Annotated in this window: 16 protein-coding genes; 15 read left to right on the forward strand and 1 reads right to left on the reverse strand. The window is 27.7% G+C overall.

Annotated elements, in window-relative coordinates; all coding sequences use genetic code 11:
* The first annotated feature begins 12 nt into the window (after nucleotides 1-12).
* The 12 genes from OW729_RS01535 to OW729_RS01590 all read left to right on the forward strand — a co-directional run bounded on the left by OW729_RS01535 (nucleotide 13) and on the right by OW729_RS01590 (nucleotide 14,225).
* A complete protein-coding gene (locus tag OW729_RS01535; RefSeq protein WP_268059636.1) occupies nucleotides 13-1,119 on the forward strand; it encodes a hypothetical protein in 1,107 nt (368 codons plus the stop codon).
* Nucleotides 1,095-2,114, forward strand: coding sequence for a glycoside hydrolase family 5 protein (locus tag OW729_RS01540; protein ID WP_268059637.1), 1,020 nt, complete (start codon nucleotides 1,095-1,097; stop codon nucleotides 2,112-2,114). The genes OW729_RS01535 and OW729_RS01540 overlap by 25 nt, the downstream gene beginning before the upstream one ends.
* 101 nt (nucleotides 2,115-2,215) lie before the next feature.
* Nucleotides 2,216-3,637: an MBOAT family O-acyltransferase gene (locus OW729_RS01545; RefSeq protein ID WP_268059638.1), complete on the forward strand. Its 1,422-nt coding sequence runs from the start codon at nucleotides 2,216-2,218 to the stop codon at nucleotides 3,635-3,637.
* A 17-nt stretch (nucleotides 3,638-3,654) separates the two neighbouring features.
* Nucleotides 3,655-4,857, forward strand: a complete 1,203-nt coding sequence (locus tag OW729_RS01550; protein ID WP_268059639.1) for a DHHW family protein — start codon at nucleotides 3,655-3,657, stop codon at nucleotides 4,855-4,857.
* 324 nt (nucleotides 4,858-5,181) lie between these two features.
* Complete coding sequence (locus tag OW729_RS01555) at nucleotides 5,182-6,375, forward strand: DHHW family protein (protein WP_268059640.1); 1,194 nt, start codon at nucleotides 5,182-5,184, stop codon at nucleotides 6,373-6,375.
* Nucleotides 6,376-6,626: 251 nt separating this feature from the next.
* Nucleotides 6,627-7,880 (forward strand): efflux RND transporter periplasmic adaptor subunit, encoded by a 1,254-nt coding sequence (locus OW729_RS01560; protein WP_268059641.1) that lies wholly within the window; start codon nucleotides 6,627-6,629, stop codon nucleotides 7,878-7,880.
* Nucleotides 7,881-7,989: 109 nt separating this feature from the next.
* Nucleotides 7,990-8,685, forward strand: a complete 696-nt coding sequence (locus tag OW729_RS01565) for an ABC transporter ATP-binding protein (RefSeq protein ID WP_326498346.1) — start codon at nucleotides 7,990-7,992, stop codon at nucleotides 8,683-8,685.
* The gene (locus OW729_RS01570; protein WP_268059642.1) at nucleotides 8,676-9,848 is read left to right on the forward strand and encodes an ABC transporter permease; all 1,173 of its coding nucleotides are present in this window, start codon (nucleotides 8,676-8,678) and stop codon (nucleotides 9,846-9,848) included. Before OW729_RS01565 ends, OW729_RS01570 begins: the two co-directional genes overlap by 10 nt.
* Before the next feature lie 165 nt (nucleotides 9,849-10,013).
* Nucleotides 10,014-10,700, forward strand: a complete 687-nt coding sequence (locus OW729_RS01575; RefSeq protein ID WP_268059643.1) for a response regulator transcription factor — start codon at nucleotides 10,014-10,016, stop codon at nucleotides 10,698-10,700.
* Nucleotides 10,690-12,201, forward strand: a complete 1,512-nt coding sequence (locus OW729_RS01580) for a sensor histidine kinase (RefSeq protein WP_268059644.1) — start codon at nucleotides 10,690-10,692, stop codon at nucleotides 12,199-12,201. Before OW729_RS01575 ends, OW729_RS01580 begins: the two co-directional genes overlap by 11 nt.
* A gap of 212 nt (nucleotides 12,202-12,413) precedes the next feature.
* Nucleotides 12,414-13,859: a DEAD/DEAH box helicase gene (locus OW729_RS01585; protein WP_268059645.1), complete on the forward strand. Its 1,446-nt coding sequence runs from the start codon at nucleotides 12,414-12,416 to the stop codon at nucleotides 13,857-13,859.
* 45 nt (nucleotides 13,860-13,904) lie between these two features.
* A complete protein-coding gene (locus tag OW729_RS01590) occupies nucleotides 13,905-14,225 on the forward strand; it encodes a nucleoside hydrolase (RefSeq protein ID WP_268059688.1) in 321 nt (106 codons plus the stop codon).
* 256 nt (nucleotides 14,226-14,481) lie between these two features.
* Here OW729_RS01590 and OW729_RS01595 read toward each other — a convergent pair whose 3' ends face one another.
* The gene (locus OW729_RS01595) at nucleotides 14,482-14,865 is read right to left on the reverse strand and encodes a L,D-transpeptidase (RefSeq protein WP_268059646.1); all 384 of its coding nucleotides are present in this window, start codon (nucleotides 14,863-14,865) and stop codon (nucleotides 14,482-14,484) included.
* 291 nt (nucleotides 14,866-15,156) lie between these two features.
* Between OW729_RS01595 and OW729_RS01600 the strand changes: the two genes are divergently transcribed.
* The 3 genes from OW729_RS01600 (at nucleotide 15,157) to OW729_RS01610 (ending at nucleotide 17,895) form a co-directional block, all read left to right on the forward strand.
* Nucleotides 15,157-15,321: a zinc-ribbon domain-containing protein gene (locus OW729_RS01600; RefSeq protein ID WP_268059647.1), complete on the forward strand. Its 165-nt coding sequence runs from the start codon at nucleotides 15,157-15,159 to the stop codon at nucleotides 15,319-15,321.
* Nucleotides 15,322-15,527: 206 nt separating this feature from the next.
* Complete coding sequence (locus OW729_RS01605) at nucleotides 15,528-16,901, forward strand: MATE family efflux transporter (protein ID WP_268059648.1); 1,374 nt, start codon at nucleotides 15,528-15,530, stop codon at nucleotides 16,899-16,901.
* 247 nt (nucleotides 16,902-17,148) lie between these two features.
* On the forward strand, nucleotides 17,149-17,895 hold the full coding sequence (locus tag OW729_RS01610; protein WP_268059649.1) for a DeoR/GlpR family DNA-binding transcription regulator: 747 nt from the start codon (nucleotides 17,149-17,151) through the stop codon (nucleotides 17,893-17,895).
* Nucleotides 17,896-17,897: the final 2 nt, after the last annotated feature.

Raw genomic sequence — 17,897 nt, forward strand, 5'->3', positions numbered from 1 at the left:
TTGGAGGACAATATGTCAGGGAGGAAGAAGACTATAAAAGGTTTGATATGTTGTATATCTATTCTAATGACTCTATGTTTTCATATAACTTCATATGCGTTAGATTTTAATGTGCCTATTTCAATTAATAGTGTAACAGTTAAAAATAATGGTGGACACAATAAACTAGAAAGTATGAATGAAAATGAGCATATAGTGTTAAAGACAAACACAGAGGGGTTAAAAAAAGGTTATTATACATCTGAAATTTATTTTAAGAGTCAAGTGGATTGGTCTCATTACGGAGAAGTGTCATTTTATATAAGAAATTTATCAAAAAATCCTATTAAGATTAATTTATTTGTTATTCTACAAGATGGAAATTACCTTAAAGTAAAAGAAAATAGAACTGTATTAGCCAAAAAGGATAAATCAAAAGATATAGAGCTTATGCATGTAAAAGATGGAGTGTTTAAATTAGACAATAATTTTTTAGGTACAGTTCATATTCCATTTGAAAGGCTTGGGTTAACTAAAGAAAATTTAAAAAATGTTATATCTTTTGGCATCATTACTACTACTGAAGAAAATACTATTCAGAATGTAGAAATTGGAAAATTTAGATTAGTTTCCGAAAACAACTTGTCTATTCCAAAAGAGCTTTCTAATTTAAAAGTAGTTGGAGATAGGAATGTAATGAAACCTATAGTGGGAGAATCTATTAGTCAGTATAGTTTAATGATTAATGATGGACAGGAAAAGAAGGAAGACAATAAGGTTTCATTTTATTTAAAAGAAGGTGCAGAAGGAGTATCAATTACAAAAGATGGTAGATTAACAGTCTTACCGAAAGCAACTAATAAAAAAATTACTATAAAAGCTGTTATTAATAATAAATTTAATGTAATTACAGAAGTTACTCTATCAAATTCGCTTGTATTAAATTTGAAAGATAAGGAAGGCTTTAGTCTTGCAGTACCAAAAGTTAATGAAGTTCATGAAGTGGTAAATTCAAATAACATTTTTAATCGTTCAGGTATGATTATGTTATTTAGAACAGTAATTGTATTAATGATTAGCACTATATTAATACTCTATTTTGTATGGGGAAGAAAATGGCAAAGAGAAAATATAAGTTAATAAAAGCTATAGCAATATTATTAATAATTTCTATATCATACTTATTAATTAAAAATTATTATATTGAAAGTAAAAACTTGCTACCTTTTCATAAGTGTATGAATATCGGAAATGCTTTAGAGGCTCCTAAAAATATTCCATGGGATGTACAAATGAAAAATGAGTATTTTGATTTAATCAAAGAAGCAGGGTTTGATAGTGTCAGGATGCCTGTAAGATTTTCTGATTATGCAAAAAATCAACCTGATTATGTACTTGAGGAAGACTTTATGAAAAGAGTAGATAGTTATATTGATTATGCTTTAAGCAGAGATTTAGTAGTTATTTTAGATTTACATCATTTTGTAGAAATAATGGATAAGCCACAACAATATAAAGAATGTTTTTTAAGAATATGGGAACAACTTTCTCAAAGGTATAAAAATTATTCCAATAAGCTGATTTTCGAATTGCTTAATGAGCCAACTAAAAACTTAAAATCAGAGCTATGGAATGAATATTTAAATGAAGCAATAAAGATAATTCGCAAAACTAATAAAAATAGATTTATTATTGTGGGAACTGCTGAATTTTCTTCCTTAGATAGTTTGAAATATTTAGATTTACCTAAAGATAAAAAACTAATAGCAACATTTCATTTTTATGAACCAAATAATTTTACATTTCAAGGTAATATATATCATCAAGGATTTGAAAATCTAAAAAATATTTCATGGAAAAATACAAATTCAGAGGGTCGGTATATTAAAGAACGTTTTTCTATTGTGAAAAAATGGGCCGATGAAAATAATATAAAAATATTTTTGGGTGAATTTGGAGCCAATCAGAATGCTCCTAAAGAAGATCGTGCATTGTGGACTAAACAAGTAAGAAAAACTGCAGAAGAAATGGGGTTTGCGTGGGGATATTGGGAATTTTGTTCTCAGTTTGGTGCTTATGATGATAAAACATTTTCTTGGAATAAAATGCTTTTAAATTCTCTATTAAATAAATAGAATAATGAATATGATTAGTTTATAAAATGAGTATTTTTGGATATATGGAATAAATTCTTTATATAACAAATGATGAAGAGTTTATAAGAAAGGTGGTATTTATGCTTTTTTCAAGTGTAGTTTTTCTGTTTTATTTTCTGCCTATAGTTTTAGTAATATATTATGTTCTAAAATTTTCAAATACAATGAAAAATATGTTTTTATTGTTGGCAAGTTTGTTTTTTTATGCATGGGGTGAGCCATGGTTTGTATTAATTATGATTATATCTATTTTATGCAATTATATATTTGCATTATTAGTTGAGAGATATAGGGATGAAAAATTTATTTCAAAAATTATTCTTACTTTAATGTGTTCTTTTAATTTATCATTACTTTTTGTTTTTAAGTATCTAGGTTTTGCTATTAGGACAATTAATGAGATTGCCAATATAAATATACACATACCGAATATAGCATTACCTATAGGAATTTCATTTTTTACTTTTCAAGCAATGTCTTATGTAATAGATGTTTATAGAAAAGATGGACAAGTACAGAAGAATCCTTTTTATGTTGCTTTATATATATCATTTTTTCCACAATTAATTGCAGGACCAATTGTGCGATATACTACTATTGCAGAACAAATAGTGGAGAGAAAAGAAACTTGGCAAAAATTTTCTGTGGGAACTTGTAGATTTATAACAGGCCTTAGTAAAAAAGTGTTAATTGCAAATAATATGGCAATTATAGTGGATCACATTTTTAAAATGAATACAAATTCTAATGTACCCGCTAGTCTGGCATGGCTTGGTTCTATTGCTTATACGCTTCAAATATTTTTTGATTTTTCGGGGTATTCCGATATGGCTATTGGTCTTGGGTTAATGTTTGGATTTAAATTTGAAGAAAACTTTAACTATCCATATATATCAAAATCAATAACAGAATTCTGGCGTAGATGGCATATCTCTCTAGGATCATGGTTTAAGAGTTATGTCTATTTTCCATTAGGGGGTTCAAGAGTAAAAAATAAGGATAAAGTCATACGAAATTTATTTATAGTTTGGTTACTTACTGGGATATGGCATGGAGCAGAATGGACATTTATACTATGGGGACTTTTAAATTTTGTTTTTATTACAGGAGAAAAGTTTTTGGCTATTGATAAAATGGATGGTCATAAGGCAATTAGAATCGTTTATACTTTATTTATTGTTAATTTAGGTTGGGTTTTATTCCGTTCTACTAATCTTATTGAAGCTGGGAAATTTATTTCAAGCATGTTCGGATTTTCTCATAACGGATTCTGGAGTGATTATACGTTTATGTTTTTAAAAGAATACTTTATATTCTTTGTAGCAGCAATTATTCTTTCTACCCCAATAGGTAAAAGAATAAACAAATTTATTGTAGATAGAGAAAAGGGAACATCAATTCTTGAAGTTGGCTATCCTTTTGCAATTATGGGGTTATTTTTTATATGCGTTTCATATTTAGTAAAAGGTACATACAATCCATTTATTTATTTTAACTTTTAAGGGGGAAAACAGTAATTATGAATAGGCTGTTCATTAAAAAATTTATAACAGCTGTGCTTTTTTTGATATTCTTATTTATATTTTCATTTTTAAATATACGTGCTAACTATAAAACAATTAAGTTAGCAGTTGAAAAAACAGAAAGTTCATCTTTAAAAGAATATATTTTGAACATTGAACACAATGTTAATGAAAATATATATGGAAAATATAAGTTTATTGAAGCTTATGGATATGTGCAAAAGCTTATGGACAAAAATGAATTTTCTAATTTTGAAGTTGTAAAAGATACAGAAGGAAAATTACATTTTACTTATTTTGCAAATAAACCAAATCCAACTGAGCAGCTTGTAGCTAAATTAAAAGATTTTCAAAGGAATATAAAAAGTCCTAAAACTAAACTCTTATATTTAATGACACCAGATAAATATATAAAAGGTTATACAAAATTCCCAAAAGGAATTCCTTATGACTATAGTAACGAAACAGCGGATCAATTCTTAAATCAATTAAAATTACAAGGAATTAATAGTATAGATTTAAGGGAAGGGATTTTAGAAAGTGGTATAAAGAGAGAAGATTTATTTTTTAATACAGATCATCATTGGAAAATTGAAACTGCTTTTTGGGGATTTAAAAAGTTAGTTAAGGATATGAATAAAAAATACAGTTTACAGCTTGATAAGGACAATTTTTATACTGACATTAATAATTATAATATAATAAAATATGATAATGTTTTTATTGGTTCTATGGGACGTAAAACAGGAAAATATTATGCAGATGCTGATGATTTTTCGCTAATTTATCCTAAGTTTAAAACAAATTATGATTTTAATTTTGAAAATAACTTTATGAAGGGAACTTTTATAGGTAGATTCGAAGAAGCACTTGTAGGTGTAAATCCTATTAGAAAATATGATGTGTATGGGAGCCATGGAATAATAGCTGATAAATATTTTTCATACCTTTATGGTAATCAACCATTTGCTCATATTCATAATAAACAAAATTCGAATGGTTTAAAAGTATTGTTTATAAAAGATTCTTTGGCCGTTCCGTTAATATCATTTTTTTCAACAACATGTTCAGATGTATATCTGATTGATCCAAGATATTATAAAAAAGATGCTTTGGATTTTATAAATAATACGCAATTAGATTTTGTTGTTGTATCTTATTCTCCTCAAGATCTTGTTGATGAATTTTTTAAATTTTAAAATAGGTTTATTAAAACGAATTATATACAATATATTGAAGGCTTATAGTTTGGTTACTTACAGATATATGTTATTGATTTGAATGGACATTTATACTATGGGTACTTTTAAATTTTGTTTTATTGTAGCAGCAATTGTTGTTTTCACACCGATAGGAAAAAGGGTGAACAAACTCATTGTAGATGGAATGAAGTGAAGAGGAATTTTGAAAGTAGGTCATACTTTTGCAATTAAGAGGCTATTTTTGATATGAATTTCATACTTAGTAAAAGGTACATACAATCCATTTATTTATTTTAACTTTTAAGGAGGAAAACAGTAATTATGAATAGGCTGTTTATTAAAAAATTTATAACAGCTGTGCTTTTTTTGATGTTCTTATTTATATTTTCATTTTTAAATATATGTACGAGCTATCAAGCTATTAAATCAGCAGCTAAAAAAACAAAAGTTTCATCTTTAAAAGAATATATTTCTAATATTGAATACAGTATCAATGAAAATGTATATGGAAAATATAAATTTGTTGAAGCTTATGGATATATACAAAAACTTATGGATAAAAATGAAGTTTCTAATTTTGAAGTTGTAAAAGATACGGAGGGAAAATTACATTTTACTTATTTTGCGAATAAACCAAATCCAACTGAGCAGCTTGTAGCTAAATTAAAGGACTTTCAAAATAATATAAAGAATCCTAAAACTAAACTCTTATATTTAATGACACCGGATAAATATGTAAAAGGATATACAAAATTGCCTAAAGGAATTCCTTATAATTATAACAATGAAACGGCAGATCAATTTTTAAATCAACTAAAATTGCAGAAAATTGATAGTGTAGATTTAAGAGAAGGTATTTTAGAGAGTGGTATAAAGGGAGAGGATTTATTTTTTAATACAGATCACCATTGGAAAATTCAAACTGCTTTTTGGGGATTTGGGAAGTTGGTTAAGGATATGAACAAAAAATACAATTTGCAGCTTGATAAGGATAACTTTTACACTGATATTAGTAACTATAATGTAATAAAATATGATAATGTTTTTATTGGATCTATGGGACGTAAAACAGGAAAATATTATGCAGATGCTGATGAGTTTTCATTAATTTATCCAAAGTTTAAAACAAATTATGATTTTTATTTTGAAAATAGTTTTGCAAAAGGAACCTTGACTGGGAGGTTTGAAGAATCACTTGTAGCTATAAATCCTATTAGAAAGTATGATCCCTATGGTATTGTAGCTGATAAATATTTTTCATATCTTTATGGAAATCAGCCTTTTGCACATATTCATAATAAAAACAATCCTAATGGATTAAAAGTGTTGTTTATAAAAGATTCTTTGGCTGTTCCATTAATATCATTTTTTTCAACAACATGTTCTGATATATATTTAATTGATCCAAGATACTATAAAAAAGATGACTTAGATTTTATAAATAATACAAAATTAGATTTTGTTGTTGTATCTTATTCTCCTCAAAATCTTGTTGAGGGATTTTTCAAATTTTAAATAGATTTTCTTAAAATGAATTTTAGACACAATATATTGAAGAGTTAATTTGGAAATTAATCAATATATTGTGTTATTTTTATGCTTTGGATAGTTTATTTTTTCTATTTACAGTTTATTAACAAGTTTGCCACTATAGTGTCACTGTGACCTTATAAGATTTTAAATATGGATATGTTTTAATAAATTGTTTGGTTTGTATAATAAAAAACATAATCTAATAACATAAAAAACTTGTGGGAGGGAAAAGAGTGAAAAGATCACTTAAAGTTACAGTAGGCATATTATTGGTAGGCATAGTTGGAGTTGGTGGATATTTTGTATCAACAAAATATACAGAAAATAAAAAAACAGCAGGTACTAATAACAACTATATTATTCAAGCAGCTAAGAAATCAGATATTAATGTAAGTGTAAAATCAACAGGATCAGTATATGCATCAGTTACAAAAGATATTGTTGCTAGTAATAGTGGTGAACTCAAAGAATTGAGTGTTAAAGAAGGAGACACTGTTAAAGAAGGAGATACTCTATTTAAGGTAGACAGTGAACAAGTAAGGCAACAATTAAATAGTGCAAAAGTAAATCTTGAAAAACAAAAGTTACAGTTAGATAAAATGAAAACTGAAGATGAGATAAATCTTCAAAATCTTCAAGTGGAAGATGCAGAAAGAAACCTAGAATATGCAGAGCAGCAATATAATAATATGGTAGTTACATCACCAATAAATGGTATGGTAACAACAAAAAATAATAATAATGGGGATAATGTTCAATCTGGAAAAACAGTATTATCAATAACAGATACTTCTTCATTAAAGATAAAAGCTTCTGTCGATGAACTAGATATTTCAAAAGTAAAAAGTGGACAAAAAGTTGAAGTTAAGTTTAATGCAATTGAGGGAAAAACATACGAAGGGACTGTTGAGTCTATTTCAAATGTAGGACAAGAAAATAATAATGTGACTACCTACGATGTTGTAATTAGTTTAAAAGATAAAACAGGAGTTATGATCGGAATGACTGCAAATGTAGATATTCAAGTTCAATCTAAAAAAGATGCATTAGTAGTTCCAATAGAGGCTCTTATAGAGAAAAATGGAAAAAAATATGTAATGGTTCAACAACAAGACGGGGAGAATTTAAAAGCAGATACAACTGGTAACAATGTAAATACAGATAATAAAAAGGATGAAAGTAATAATAATCAAAGCAATAATAATGAACAAGGTAAAGCTTCTGATTCTAATACATCTAAGGATGGAACAAGATCTAAAAATAATTATATGAATAGAGCAACAGGAAAAGGTAATCTTGTGGAGGTTACAACTGGAATTGAAAATGAAAACTATGTTGAAATAACAAAAGGATTAACAGAAGGTCAAAAGGTTATGATATCTTTACCTGAGCAAAGTTCAAGTACATCAAGTAACAAAAATCAAAACAGAAGTATAGGAGGCATGAGTGGAGGTATGATGGGAGGTTCTAGACCATCTAGTAGATAAATTTATAAGGTATTAAGTACTTTATAGTTTAGTTTTTAAATACCTTCTAACAAATAAATTGGAGGTGAAATGCTTGAGTAGCACTTTAAATAATAAAGAAGTGATAAAAATGAATAAAATAGGTAAAATATATAATATGGGAAAAAATAAGTATATAGCTTTAAAAGATGTTAACTTAAGTATACGCAAAGGAGAATTTGTAGCAATAGTAGGTCCATCAGGAGCGGGAAAGTCAACTCTTATGAATATAATAGGATGCCTTGATACTGCAACAGAAGGAGAATATATTCTTGATGATTTAGATACAAAATGTAGTGATAACAAGTTAGCAGAAATAAGAAATAGTAAAATAGGATTTATTTTTCAAAACTACAATCTTTTATCGAAAATTAGCGTTCTAGAAAATGTGGAGCTTCCTCTTGAATATATGGGAATAGAGTCGAAGGAAATAAGGAAAAGAGCAATAGAATGTTTAAAAAGAGTAGGGCTTGAGACTCATCTTAAGCATAAACCAGTTGAATTATCTGGAGGACAAAAACAAAGAGTAGCTATAGCAAGAGCTCTTGTAACCAATCCACAAATTATTCTTGCTGATGAACCAACAGGGGCTTTAGATAGTAAGACGGGACAGGAAGTTTTAGAAATGCTTAAAGATTTAAATAATGAAGGAAATACTATAATATTAATAACTCATGATAGAGATATTGCAAAGGAAGCAAAGAGAACAATAATTATAAAGGATGGATGTATTAAGGAAGATATATTAAATGATAGGCAGGTTAAAGAGGTGAGTATATGCAACTAAGGAAACTTGGGAAAATGGCCCTATCATCCATTTGGTCAAATAAGATAAGGTCTTTTCTAACTATGTTAGGTATTATTATAGGTATATCTTCTGTAATTGTACTTGTTGGTTTAGGTCAAGGCACAAAACAACAGATACAGTCTCAAATAGAAAGTCTTGGAACAAATCTTATAACTATAAATATAACGGGAAAAAGAAATATAGCTTTTACAAATGAAGATATGGAAGAGTTAAAATCAAAGCCTGGAGTAAAAGAAATAGCTCCTGTTGTTACACAAAATAATGTAAATATAAAAGCAGGAACTACTACAAGTACAACAAGCATTGAAGCATCTACCTCAGTATATTCTCAAATAAGAAATATGAATGTAAGTAGTGGATGTTTTATTAATGATAAAGATGTTGAAAATAGATATCATACTGCTGTTGTAGGCATAGATGTAGCTAATAATTTATATAAAAGTACAAATGTAGTCGGGCAAAGTATAAGTATAAATGGTGTGGATTTTAAAATAGTTGGAGTTTTAGAAGCTCAAGGAAGTACTATGGGATCTTCAGGAGATGATAAGATAATTCTTCCAATAAGTACAGCTCAAAGACTTTTCAAAAATACAGAAGTTAGAACTTTTTATATTGAAGCAACAGATAAAGATTCTGTAAGTAACGCCATGGGATATATTGAACTGTTTTTAAACAAAAAATTTAAAAATGATACTAATAGTTATAGAGTATTTGACCAGACTAGTCTTTTGAATACAGTAAATGAAACAACTAATAGTATGACTATGATGCTAAGTGGCATAGCTGCAATTTCTCTTGTTGTAGGGGGAATTGGTATAATGAATATTATGCTTGTATCTGTTATTGAGAGAACAAGAGAAATAGGTGTAAGAAAGGCAATAGGTGCTAAAAGAAAAACTATTTTAATACAATTTCTTATAGAGTCATCTGTAGTAAGTTGTATAGGTGGGATATTAGGAGTTATATTTGGATTTTTGATTGCTTATCTTATAAAATCTGCATTTAATATGCCTGTAGCGATATCAAGTGGAGTTGTAATTGGATCAGTGGGATTCTCAGTTATGGTAGGAATTATATTTGGAATGTATCCTGCAAACAAAGCTTCTAAGTTGAATCCTATTGATGCTTTAAGATTTGAATAATATTTAATAAAAAACTTCTCTTATTTATATTGTATTTGAAGTGAAAATGTGAAAAAATCTATATAAGAATGTAATTTTTCATTCAGATTTATGGCTCACTAGAATTAGTCGATCTTGTCTAGTGAGCTTAAGCTATATCTAGATTTTTGATGAGGAGTGAAAAATATGAAAGAAACTATTTTGATTATAGATGATGAAGAAAGAATGAGAAGACTTATTGAAATATATTTGGAAAATGATGGTTATAATGTATTGAAAGCTGAAAATGGGGTAGAAGGAATAAGAGTATTAAGAAATAATTATGTGCATTTAGTTATATTAGATGTTATGATGCCTGTAATGGATGGATGGTCTGTATTAAATGAAATGAGGAAATTTACAGAAATACCGGTTATAATGCTAACTGCAAAATCAGAAGATGAGGATAAGTTGCTAGGATTTGAATTTGGAACAGATATTTATTTAACAAAGCCTATAAGCCCCAAAATAATAAGTGCAAATGTTAAGGCTTTAATAAAGAGAACTTACTATATTCAAAATGATGATATTAAAGGTAACGATTTTGATGGAGTATGGATTGATGAGGAGAGACATGAAGCAAAAGTAGATGGAGATGAAATTTATCTTTCTCCAAAGGAATTTGATCTTTTGGTTTATTTTATAAAGAATAAGGGGATTGTTTTGAGTAGGGAAAAAATTTTAGATTCTCTATGGGGATTTGACTATTATGGGGATTTAAGAACTGTAGATACCCAAATTAAAAGACTTAGAGAAAAACTTGGAGAAAAAGCGTATTTAATATCTACTATTAGAGGAAAAGGATATAAATTTGAGGTGAAAAATGAAAGCTAAAAAAAGTATTACAAAAAAACTTTTTGTAATTACAACTGCTATATTTACTATATTTATAGTTGGGACTTTAATTATTCAATCTTTATTTTTTGAAAAATTCTATACATATAAGAAACAACATGAAGCACAAAGTATACTTAAGGATTTTAAACAAAGCTATATTTCAGCTAAAGATGAAGAAAGTATGATTAATGTACTTTATAATTTTGAAGGGGAGCAGAATTATACAATTTTTATAGTAGATGATATAGGAAATTTAAAATTTGTTGGTAATTCACGTAATGATAGAAAAGAGGAGATGCTTCAAACTAAATTGGGACATGAAATTCTTATGCAATTTGATAATAACAATCTTTTGCCATATATAAAAAGTAGTAAAGAAATACAAACATATATGCTGGAGAAGATGAGCATTAAAAGAAAAAGTGTGCTTGCAGCTACGTACGTTCCTGAGAAAAGAGAGTATGTATTTTTAGTTATCTCTCTTCAACCTGTTAATGAAGCAATAGAAGTTATTAAAGAGTTTTATATTTACTTCTTTATAGGCGCAGTAATTTTAATTATAATATTATCTTTTATATATTCCAATATGATAACTAAACCACTTATTGAGATAAATAAAACGGCATCAAAGATGGCTAAATTAGAGTTTAATGAAAAGTGTGTTGTCAAAAGAGATGATGAAATTGGAAATCTTGCTGATACATTGAATTTTCTTTCTCAAAATTTATATAATTCATTGACATCACTAAGGGAGGCAAACCATAAACTGGAGAAAGATATTGATAAAGAAAGAAAAGTAAAGAAAATGACAAAAGAATTTATAGCAGCAGTGTCTCATGAATTAAAAACACCTATAAATATTATTGAAGGATATGCCGAAGTTCTAAAAGATGATATTGTTAAAGGAGAAGAGAAGACGTCATATCTTGATATAATAATAGACGAGTCAAAAAAAATGGCAAGTCTTGTTTCTGATATGCTTTATTTATCTAGTCTTGAATCAGGTAATTTTAAGCTTACCAAGGAAGAGTTTTATATTGATGATTTAATTAAAACAACCAGTAAGAAATTTTCAACAATTCTAAAGGATAAAAAAATAAATCTAAAAATAAATCTAATAGATAACATAAAGGTTTATGCAGATTGGAATAGGATAGAGCAAGTCATCACTAACTATTTAACTAATGCTATAAGACATACTGAGGTAGAGGGAAATATACAAGTTAATATGATAGAAAGTGAAGATGATATAGGTGTTGAAGTTATAAATACTGGTTCTCCAATTCCAGAAGAAGAACTGAAAAATATATGGGATAAATTTTACAAGATAGACAAGTCAAGAAATAGGAGTCTTGGTGGAACGGGAATAGGGCTTGCTATAGTAAAAAATATAATAATGCTTCATGAAGGGAATTATGGAGTAGAGAATGTTGATAATGGGGTTAAATTTTATTTTGCACTAAAAAAGAATATGAAACTACCAACCTTATCAAAATAATTATCAAAGCAAGGCATTGTGTGAATTAGGATGAAATATTATTGAAATGCTTACTATTTATTAATATGTGTGTTAGATTTATATGATGGGTAAAAATTTATATATTACTAAAAAATTTTTGGAGATATATGTTCATATTTTTTAAAAACAAACCTTTATTTTAAGATGAGGGAAATAAAATAATAAAATTTGACAATATAGAAAGGAAAGCTATGAATAAATTAAATTTTGAGGATTTTGGTTTAAGTAAAGAAATATTAAGTGTATTAGAGAAATTAGGATATGAGAGACCGTCAGAGGTTCAGAAAGAGTCTATTCCTTCTGTACTTAAAGGAGAAGATATTATAGTAAAAGCACAAACTGGAAGTGGAAAGACTGCCGCTTTTGGTATCCCAGTTTGTGAAAAAATAGAATTAGAGGAAAGGAAGCCTCAAGCATTAATTTTAACTCCTACTAGAGAGTTAGCATTACAAGTAAAAGAAGACATTTCCGATATAGGAAGATTTAAAAGAATAAGGTGTTCTGCTATTTTTGGTAAACAACCAATGCATCTTCAAGAAATGGAACTTAAACAAAGAGTACATGTTATTGTAGGTACTCCAGGAAGAACTTTTGATCATATAGAGAGAGGAAATATAGAACTGGGAAAAATAAAATATCTTATTATTGATGAGGCTGATAAAATGCTTAATATGGGATTTATAGATCAGGTAGAAACAATTATAAAGAAGCTACCTTCTGACAGAATAACTATGTTATATTCAGCAACTATGAGCGAGGAAATTGAAATATTATGTAATAAATATATGATTAATCCAAAAAAGATAGAGGTTAATACGGAGGTTTCTAACTTTCAAAATATCAATCAAGTATATTATCAAATTGAAGATAAAGAGAAATTCGATTTATTAAATAAATTAATTTATACAGAGAGACCTGAAAGATGTATAGTCTTTTGTAGTACTAAAGATATGGTAGATAAAGTTTCACAAAATATGAAAAGAAAAAAATATTCATATATATACCTTCACGGAGGAATGGAGCAAAAGGATAGATTAAATGCTATGGAAAGCTTTAAAAGAGGAGAGGCTAAGTTCTTAGTTGCCACTGACGTTGCAGCTAGAGGTATCCATATAGAAGATATAACTCATGTTATAAATTATGATATACCAATGGAAAAAGAAAGTTATGTTCATAGAATAGGAAGAACGGGACGTGCTGGAAATAAGGGTAAAGCTATTACTTTTGTGTCTCCTTATCAGTTTAGATTTTTCAATGAAATTGAAGAATATGTTGGGTATAAGATACCTGAAAAAGAAATTCCATCTCGTGAGGAAGTAGAACAAGGAAAGAGAATATTTGAAATAGAAGTAAATAAAAAAATAAAGCCAAAGAAAGATAAGAGAAATGAACTAAATAAGGATATTACAAAATTACATATAAATGCAGGAAAAAAGAAAAAAATACGTCCTGGAGATATTGTTGGAGCAGTTACTAATATTGAAGGAATGTCTCCAGAAGATATTGGAATTATAAATATTCAAGATACTTTTTCTTATGTAGATATACTTAATAATAAGGGTGGGAAAGTGCTTAAGGCACTTCAAAGTTCTACAATAAAGGGAAAGAAAGTTAAGGTTGAAAAAGCCGCAAAATAATAATGTTGTATAGAACACTATTAGGAAGCATATGTATTAATTGATATAACTAGATTTTATATGGATTTTCATTGGAATCAAGAAGGAATAATCGGATGTGTAATTAATGATCCTCTAGCTGTTGCTTATTTTATAGATAGAAGTATTTGTTGTGGGTTTTCTTCCTATGTAGAAGTGGTTTGTGAAGGAATTTCTATAGGACAATCAATAGTAGATGTAGAAAATTTTTGGCAAAAACCACACAATGCTATAATTTTAAATAAAGTAGATTCCAGTAAGTTTATGAATATGTTTCTTAAAAGATTATTTCCAGAAAAAGAAAGTATAATAGATAAAGTTGGAGGAGTAATAATAGATGAAAAATAATATATTATATAACCATTAAAATTAAGTTTAATAGGATATAATATTGTCTAAAATATAATTACACTAAGAATTTCATAAAATATAAAATGAAACTAGTAAAGTGATAGATATAAATTTGTGTTTTTCTTGTATTTAGATTGTTAAAAGGAGTTGGCTCAAGATAAGTTTTAGATATGATATACTTAGGTTTTAAGGTGAAAATATAATCTATATATTATGTTATTTTTATATCTTGATACAACTCTTTAATAAGTAACTAAATGATTTTTACAGGTGTCCCTAGAGGGACTAAATTATAAAGTTCAATAACATTAGCATTATAGAGGCGAATACATCCATTAGAAACTCTTTTACCTATAGAAGTGGGATTGTTAGTTCCGTGGATTCCATAACCTGGAACAGATAATCCCATCCATCTAGCACCAAAAGGACCTCCAGGATTCATTGCTTTATTAATAATTCTAAAGTTTCCTTTTGGAGTAGGGGTGGAAGGTTTACCAACACCTACAGGATAGGTTTTATAAAGTATTCTATTTTTAAAAAGGGTAAGTTTACGTGTAGAAGTATTTATTGCAATAGTATAAGTAGCTCTATATGAAGAAGAACGTAGCATATATGAATAATAAGGATTAAAATACATAAGGACCTCCTATAAAAGTTCTAAAGACAATTTGTTATTTTATGTTTAATAGCTTAATCCATTATATGTAATTATTAGGAGAAATGGTTTTAAAATAAGTGCATAAAATTGCTGCTAATATTTTATATATTCCTATTGTACACCCTTTACAACTGTGCTATAATTACTTGTAGTTTATAGTTGAAAAACTATTGCTAATAGATTTATTGTGGTCAACAACATTTCCTCTTTTGGAACATATTGTTAATCCAATTTTAGATCTAATTTTAAAAAAGAAGGAGGAATGTTGAAATGGCAGATAAGACTTTAGTTTGTAAAGACTGTGGTAAAGAATTTATCTTTACTGAAGGAGAGCAAGCTTTCTACAAAGAAAAAGGTTTCGACAACGAACCACAAAGATGTGTTGATTGCAGAAAAGCAAGAAAACAAAACAACAATAGAGGATTTAGAAGATAATACTCGCATATTGTACCCTATAAGATTAATCTTATAGGGTTTTTGTTTTTTTGTTTTTTAGGCTATTAATACAATTAAAAATAATATATAATATCATATAAGGTTTGGCAATTTAAACAAATTTTATATTTATTTTACCAAAATAAATTATGATGAAACCTATATAAATTACTAGAAATTATTACATTAAAGGGGTGGGTGATTGAATGAACAATAAATTAACAGAAGGAAAAATATTGCCAACACTCATAAAACTTGCTCTTCCTATAATGGGTACATCTTTTGTACAAATGGCTTATAACATGACTGATATGATATATATAGGAAGACTTGGAAGTAGTGCTGTGGCTGGAGTTGGTACAGCAGGATTTTTTACTTGGTTTGGAATGGCTTTGATTATTATATCTAGGATTGGAGCAGAAATAGGAGTATCACAATCAATAGGTAAGGATGACATAAATTCTGCAAAAAAGTATGCTAAAAATACTCTCATTCTTAATATTATATTAGGATTAGTTTATGGTACTTTTTTAATTATATTTAGAAAGAATCTTATAGGATTTTTTAATATTCAAAATAAAAATGTTGTAAATATGGCATTAGAGTATTTAGTTATAGTAGCTTTAGGTATTAATTTTTATTTTATAAATCCCGTATTTACAGGGATTTATAATGGGGCAGGAAATAGTAAAACACCATTTTTATTTAATTTAATAGGGCTTATTAGTAATATGATACTTGATCCAGCTCTTATATTTGGGATAGGACCTTTCCCAAGATTAGGTGTTAGAGGAGCTGCTATAGCAACTGTATTTTCACAAGTAGTTGTAACAACAATGTTTATATTAACAGCTAAGAAAACAATATTAATTCGAGGGTTTTCATTTAAAGAATTTGATACAAAATATATGAAAAATATTTTCAAATATGGTTTTCCTGTTGCGGTTCAAAATGGCTTGTTTTGCATTTTTGCAATGATTATTGCTAGAATAATTTCAAAATGGGGAGAAATTCCTATTGCTGTTCAAAAAGTAGGTTCACAAATTGAATCAATATCATGGATGACAGCGGGAGGATTTCAAACAGCTATAAGTACCTTTGTAGGTCAAAATTATGGTGCTAAAAAATGGGACAGAATTGTGAAAGGATATAAAGCTGCTATATTAAGTGTAAGTGTTATAGGTATATTTACTACAATTCTTCTAGTATTTGCTGCAGGACCTATATTTTCTTTCTTTATACCTGAGAAAGCTACTTTGCCATATGGAATTGCTTATCTAAAGATACTAGGAGTATCCCAATTTTTTATGTGTATAGAAATTGCTACAGCGGGAGCATTTAATGGTATGGGAAAAACCTTGCCACCTTCATTAGTAAGTACATTTTTTACTGGGCTTAGAATACCAGCAGCATTAATATTATCTTCTCCAGAAATTTTAGGACTCAATGGTGTATGGTGGAGTATTAGTATTACTAGTATAATAAAGGGTGTTATACTTATAACTTGGTTTATAATTTATTTAAAATCTTCTGCTTTTAACAGAATAAAGAATGAAGAGTTAAATACATTAAATTGCTAACAACTTTTATATTGAACTAAGAAACGACTTGAAATTTAATATACAATTAAAATAATTGCCCCATAGTTTATTTTTTATTTATAAATTATGGGGCAATTTAAATTTAAAAGATATTTAGAGTTTAGATGTTTGGATGATTTTGAATGAAAAAGAAATGAATTTGAATGTTATTGAATTGATTTGGATGATTTTGATTGACTTATGTAAACGTAAAGATTATAATTAAAACAAGAAGAAGGTGATTTATATGTTAACAGAAGAGAGACATAACATCATATTAGAAGTTTTAAAAAAAGAAGGAATAGTAAAATTAAATGAGCTTGTCAAACTGACTGATACTTCAGAATCGACCATAAGACGTGATCTTACTTTTTTAGAAAATAAGAAAGCACTAAAAAGGGTTCATGGTGGAGCAACTTTATTAAAAGGAAGCCAAGAAGAACCAAGTTATAATGAAAAATTAATACAAAAGATTAGTGAAAAATCTAAAATAGCAAAATATGCAGCTGAATTAATTGAAGATGGAGATTGTGTGTATTTAGATGGGGGAACTACTACCTTTGAAATGATAAAGTATATAGATAAAAAAAATATTATTGTTGTTACTAATGGAATAAAGCATATAGATGAACTATTAGAAAATAATATTACTGGATACATCATTGGTGGAAAAGTTAAAGCTACTACAAAAGTAGTTGTGGGATCTGATGCCTTAATAAATTTTAAAAAATTTAGATTTGATAAAGCCTTTCTTGGAATTAATGGTATTCATCTTGAGTTTGGTTTTACTACACCTGATTTAGAAGAGGCTAGTTTAAAACAAGCAGCTATAGAACTTTCTAAAGAAGTTTTTGTATTAGCAGATGAAAGTAAATTTGGAGAAATTACTTTTGTTAAAGTGGGAGATTTGGAAGAGGCTACTATAATTACAGATGTACAGGTTGAAAATTATGATAAATATAATGAAAAAACAAAAATAAAGGTTGTGAAATAAGC

The sequence above is a fragment of the Clostridium brassicae genome, assembly GCF_026738875.1.
Lineage (GTDB): Bacteria > Bacillota > Clostridia > Clostridiales > Clostridiaceae > Clostridium_H > Clostridium_H brassicae.

What these genes read in the sequence shown, in the direction of transcription:
- OW729_RS01535 (WP_268059636.1), top strand. Translation starts at nt 13, where the DNA reads ATGTCAGGGAGGAAGAAGACTATAAAAGGTTTGATATGTTGTATATCT.
- OW729_RS01550 (WP_268059639.1), top strand. Translation starts at nt 3,655, where the DNA reads ATGAATAGGCTGTTCATTAAAAAATTTATAACAGCTGTGCTTTTTTTG.
- OW729_RS01585 (WP_268059645.1), top strand. Translation starts at nt 12,414, where the DNA reads ATGAATAAATTAAATTTTGAGGATTTTGGTTTAAGTAAAGAAATATTA.
- OW729_RS01555 (WP_268059640.1), top strand. Translation starts at nt 5,182, where the DNA reads ATGAATAGGCTGTTTATTAAAAAATTTATAACAGCTGTGCTTTTTTTG.
- OW729_RS01605 (WP_268059648.1), top strand. Translation starts at nt 15,528, where the DNA reads ATGAACAATAAATTAACAGAAGGAAAAATATTGCCAACACTCATAAAA.
- OW729_RS01540 (WP_268059637.1), top strand. Translation starts at nt 1,095, where the DNA reads ATGGCAAAGAGAAAATATAAGTTAATAAAAGCTATAGCAATATTATTA.
- OW729_RS01580 (WP_268059644.1), top strand. Translation starts at nt 10,690, where the DNA reads ATGAAAGCTAAAAAAAGTATTACAAAAAAACTTTTTGTAATTACAACT.
- OW729_RS01565 (WP_326498346.1), top strand. Translation starts at nt 7,990, where the DNA reads ATGAATAAAATAGGTAAAATATATAATATGGGAAAAAATAAGTATATA.
- OW729_RS01610 (WP_268059649.1), top strand. Translation starts at nt 17,149, where the DNA reads ATGTTAACAGAAGAGAGACATAACATCATATTAGAAGTTTTAAAAAAA.
- OW729_RS01600 (WP_268059647.1), top strand. Translation starts at nt 15,157, where the DNA reads ATGGCAGATAAGACTTTAGTTTGTAAAGACTGTGGTAAAGAATTTATC.
- OW729_RS01575 (WP_268059643.1), top strand. Translation starts at nt 10,014, where the DNA reads ATGAAAGAAACTATTTTGATTATAGATGATGAAGAAAGAATGAGAAGA.
- OW729_RS01595 (WP_268059646.1), bottom strand. Translation starts at nt 14,865, where the DNA reads ATGTATTTTAATCCTTATTATTCATATATGCTACGTTCTTCTTCATAT.
- OW729_RS01545 (WP_268059638.1), top strand. Translation starts at nt 2,216, where the DNA reads ATGCTTTTTTCAAGTGTAGTTTTTCTGTTTTATTTTCTGCCTATAGTT.
- OW729_RS01570 (WP_268059642.1), top strand. Translation starts at nt 8,676, where the DNA reads ATGCAACTAAGGAAACTTGGGAAAATGGCCCTATCATCCATTTGGTCA.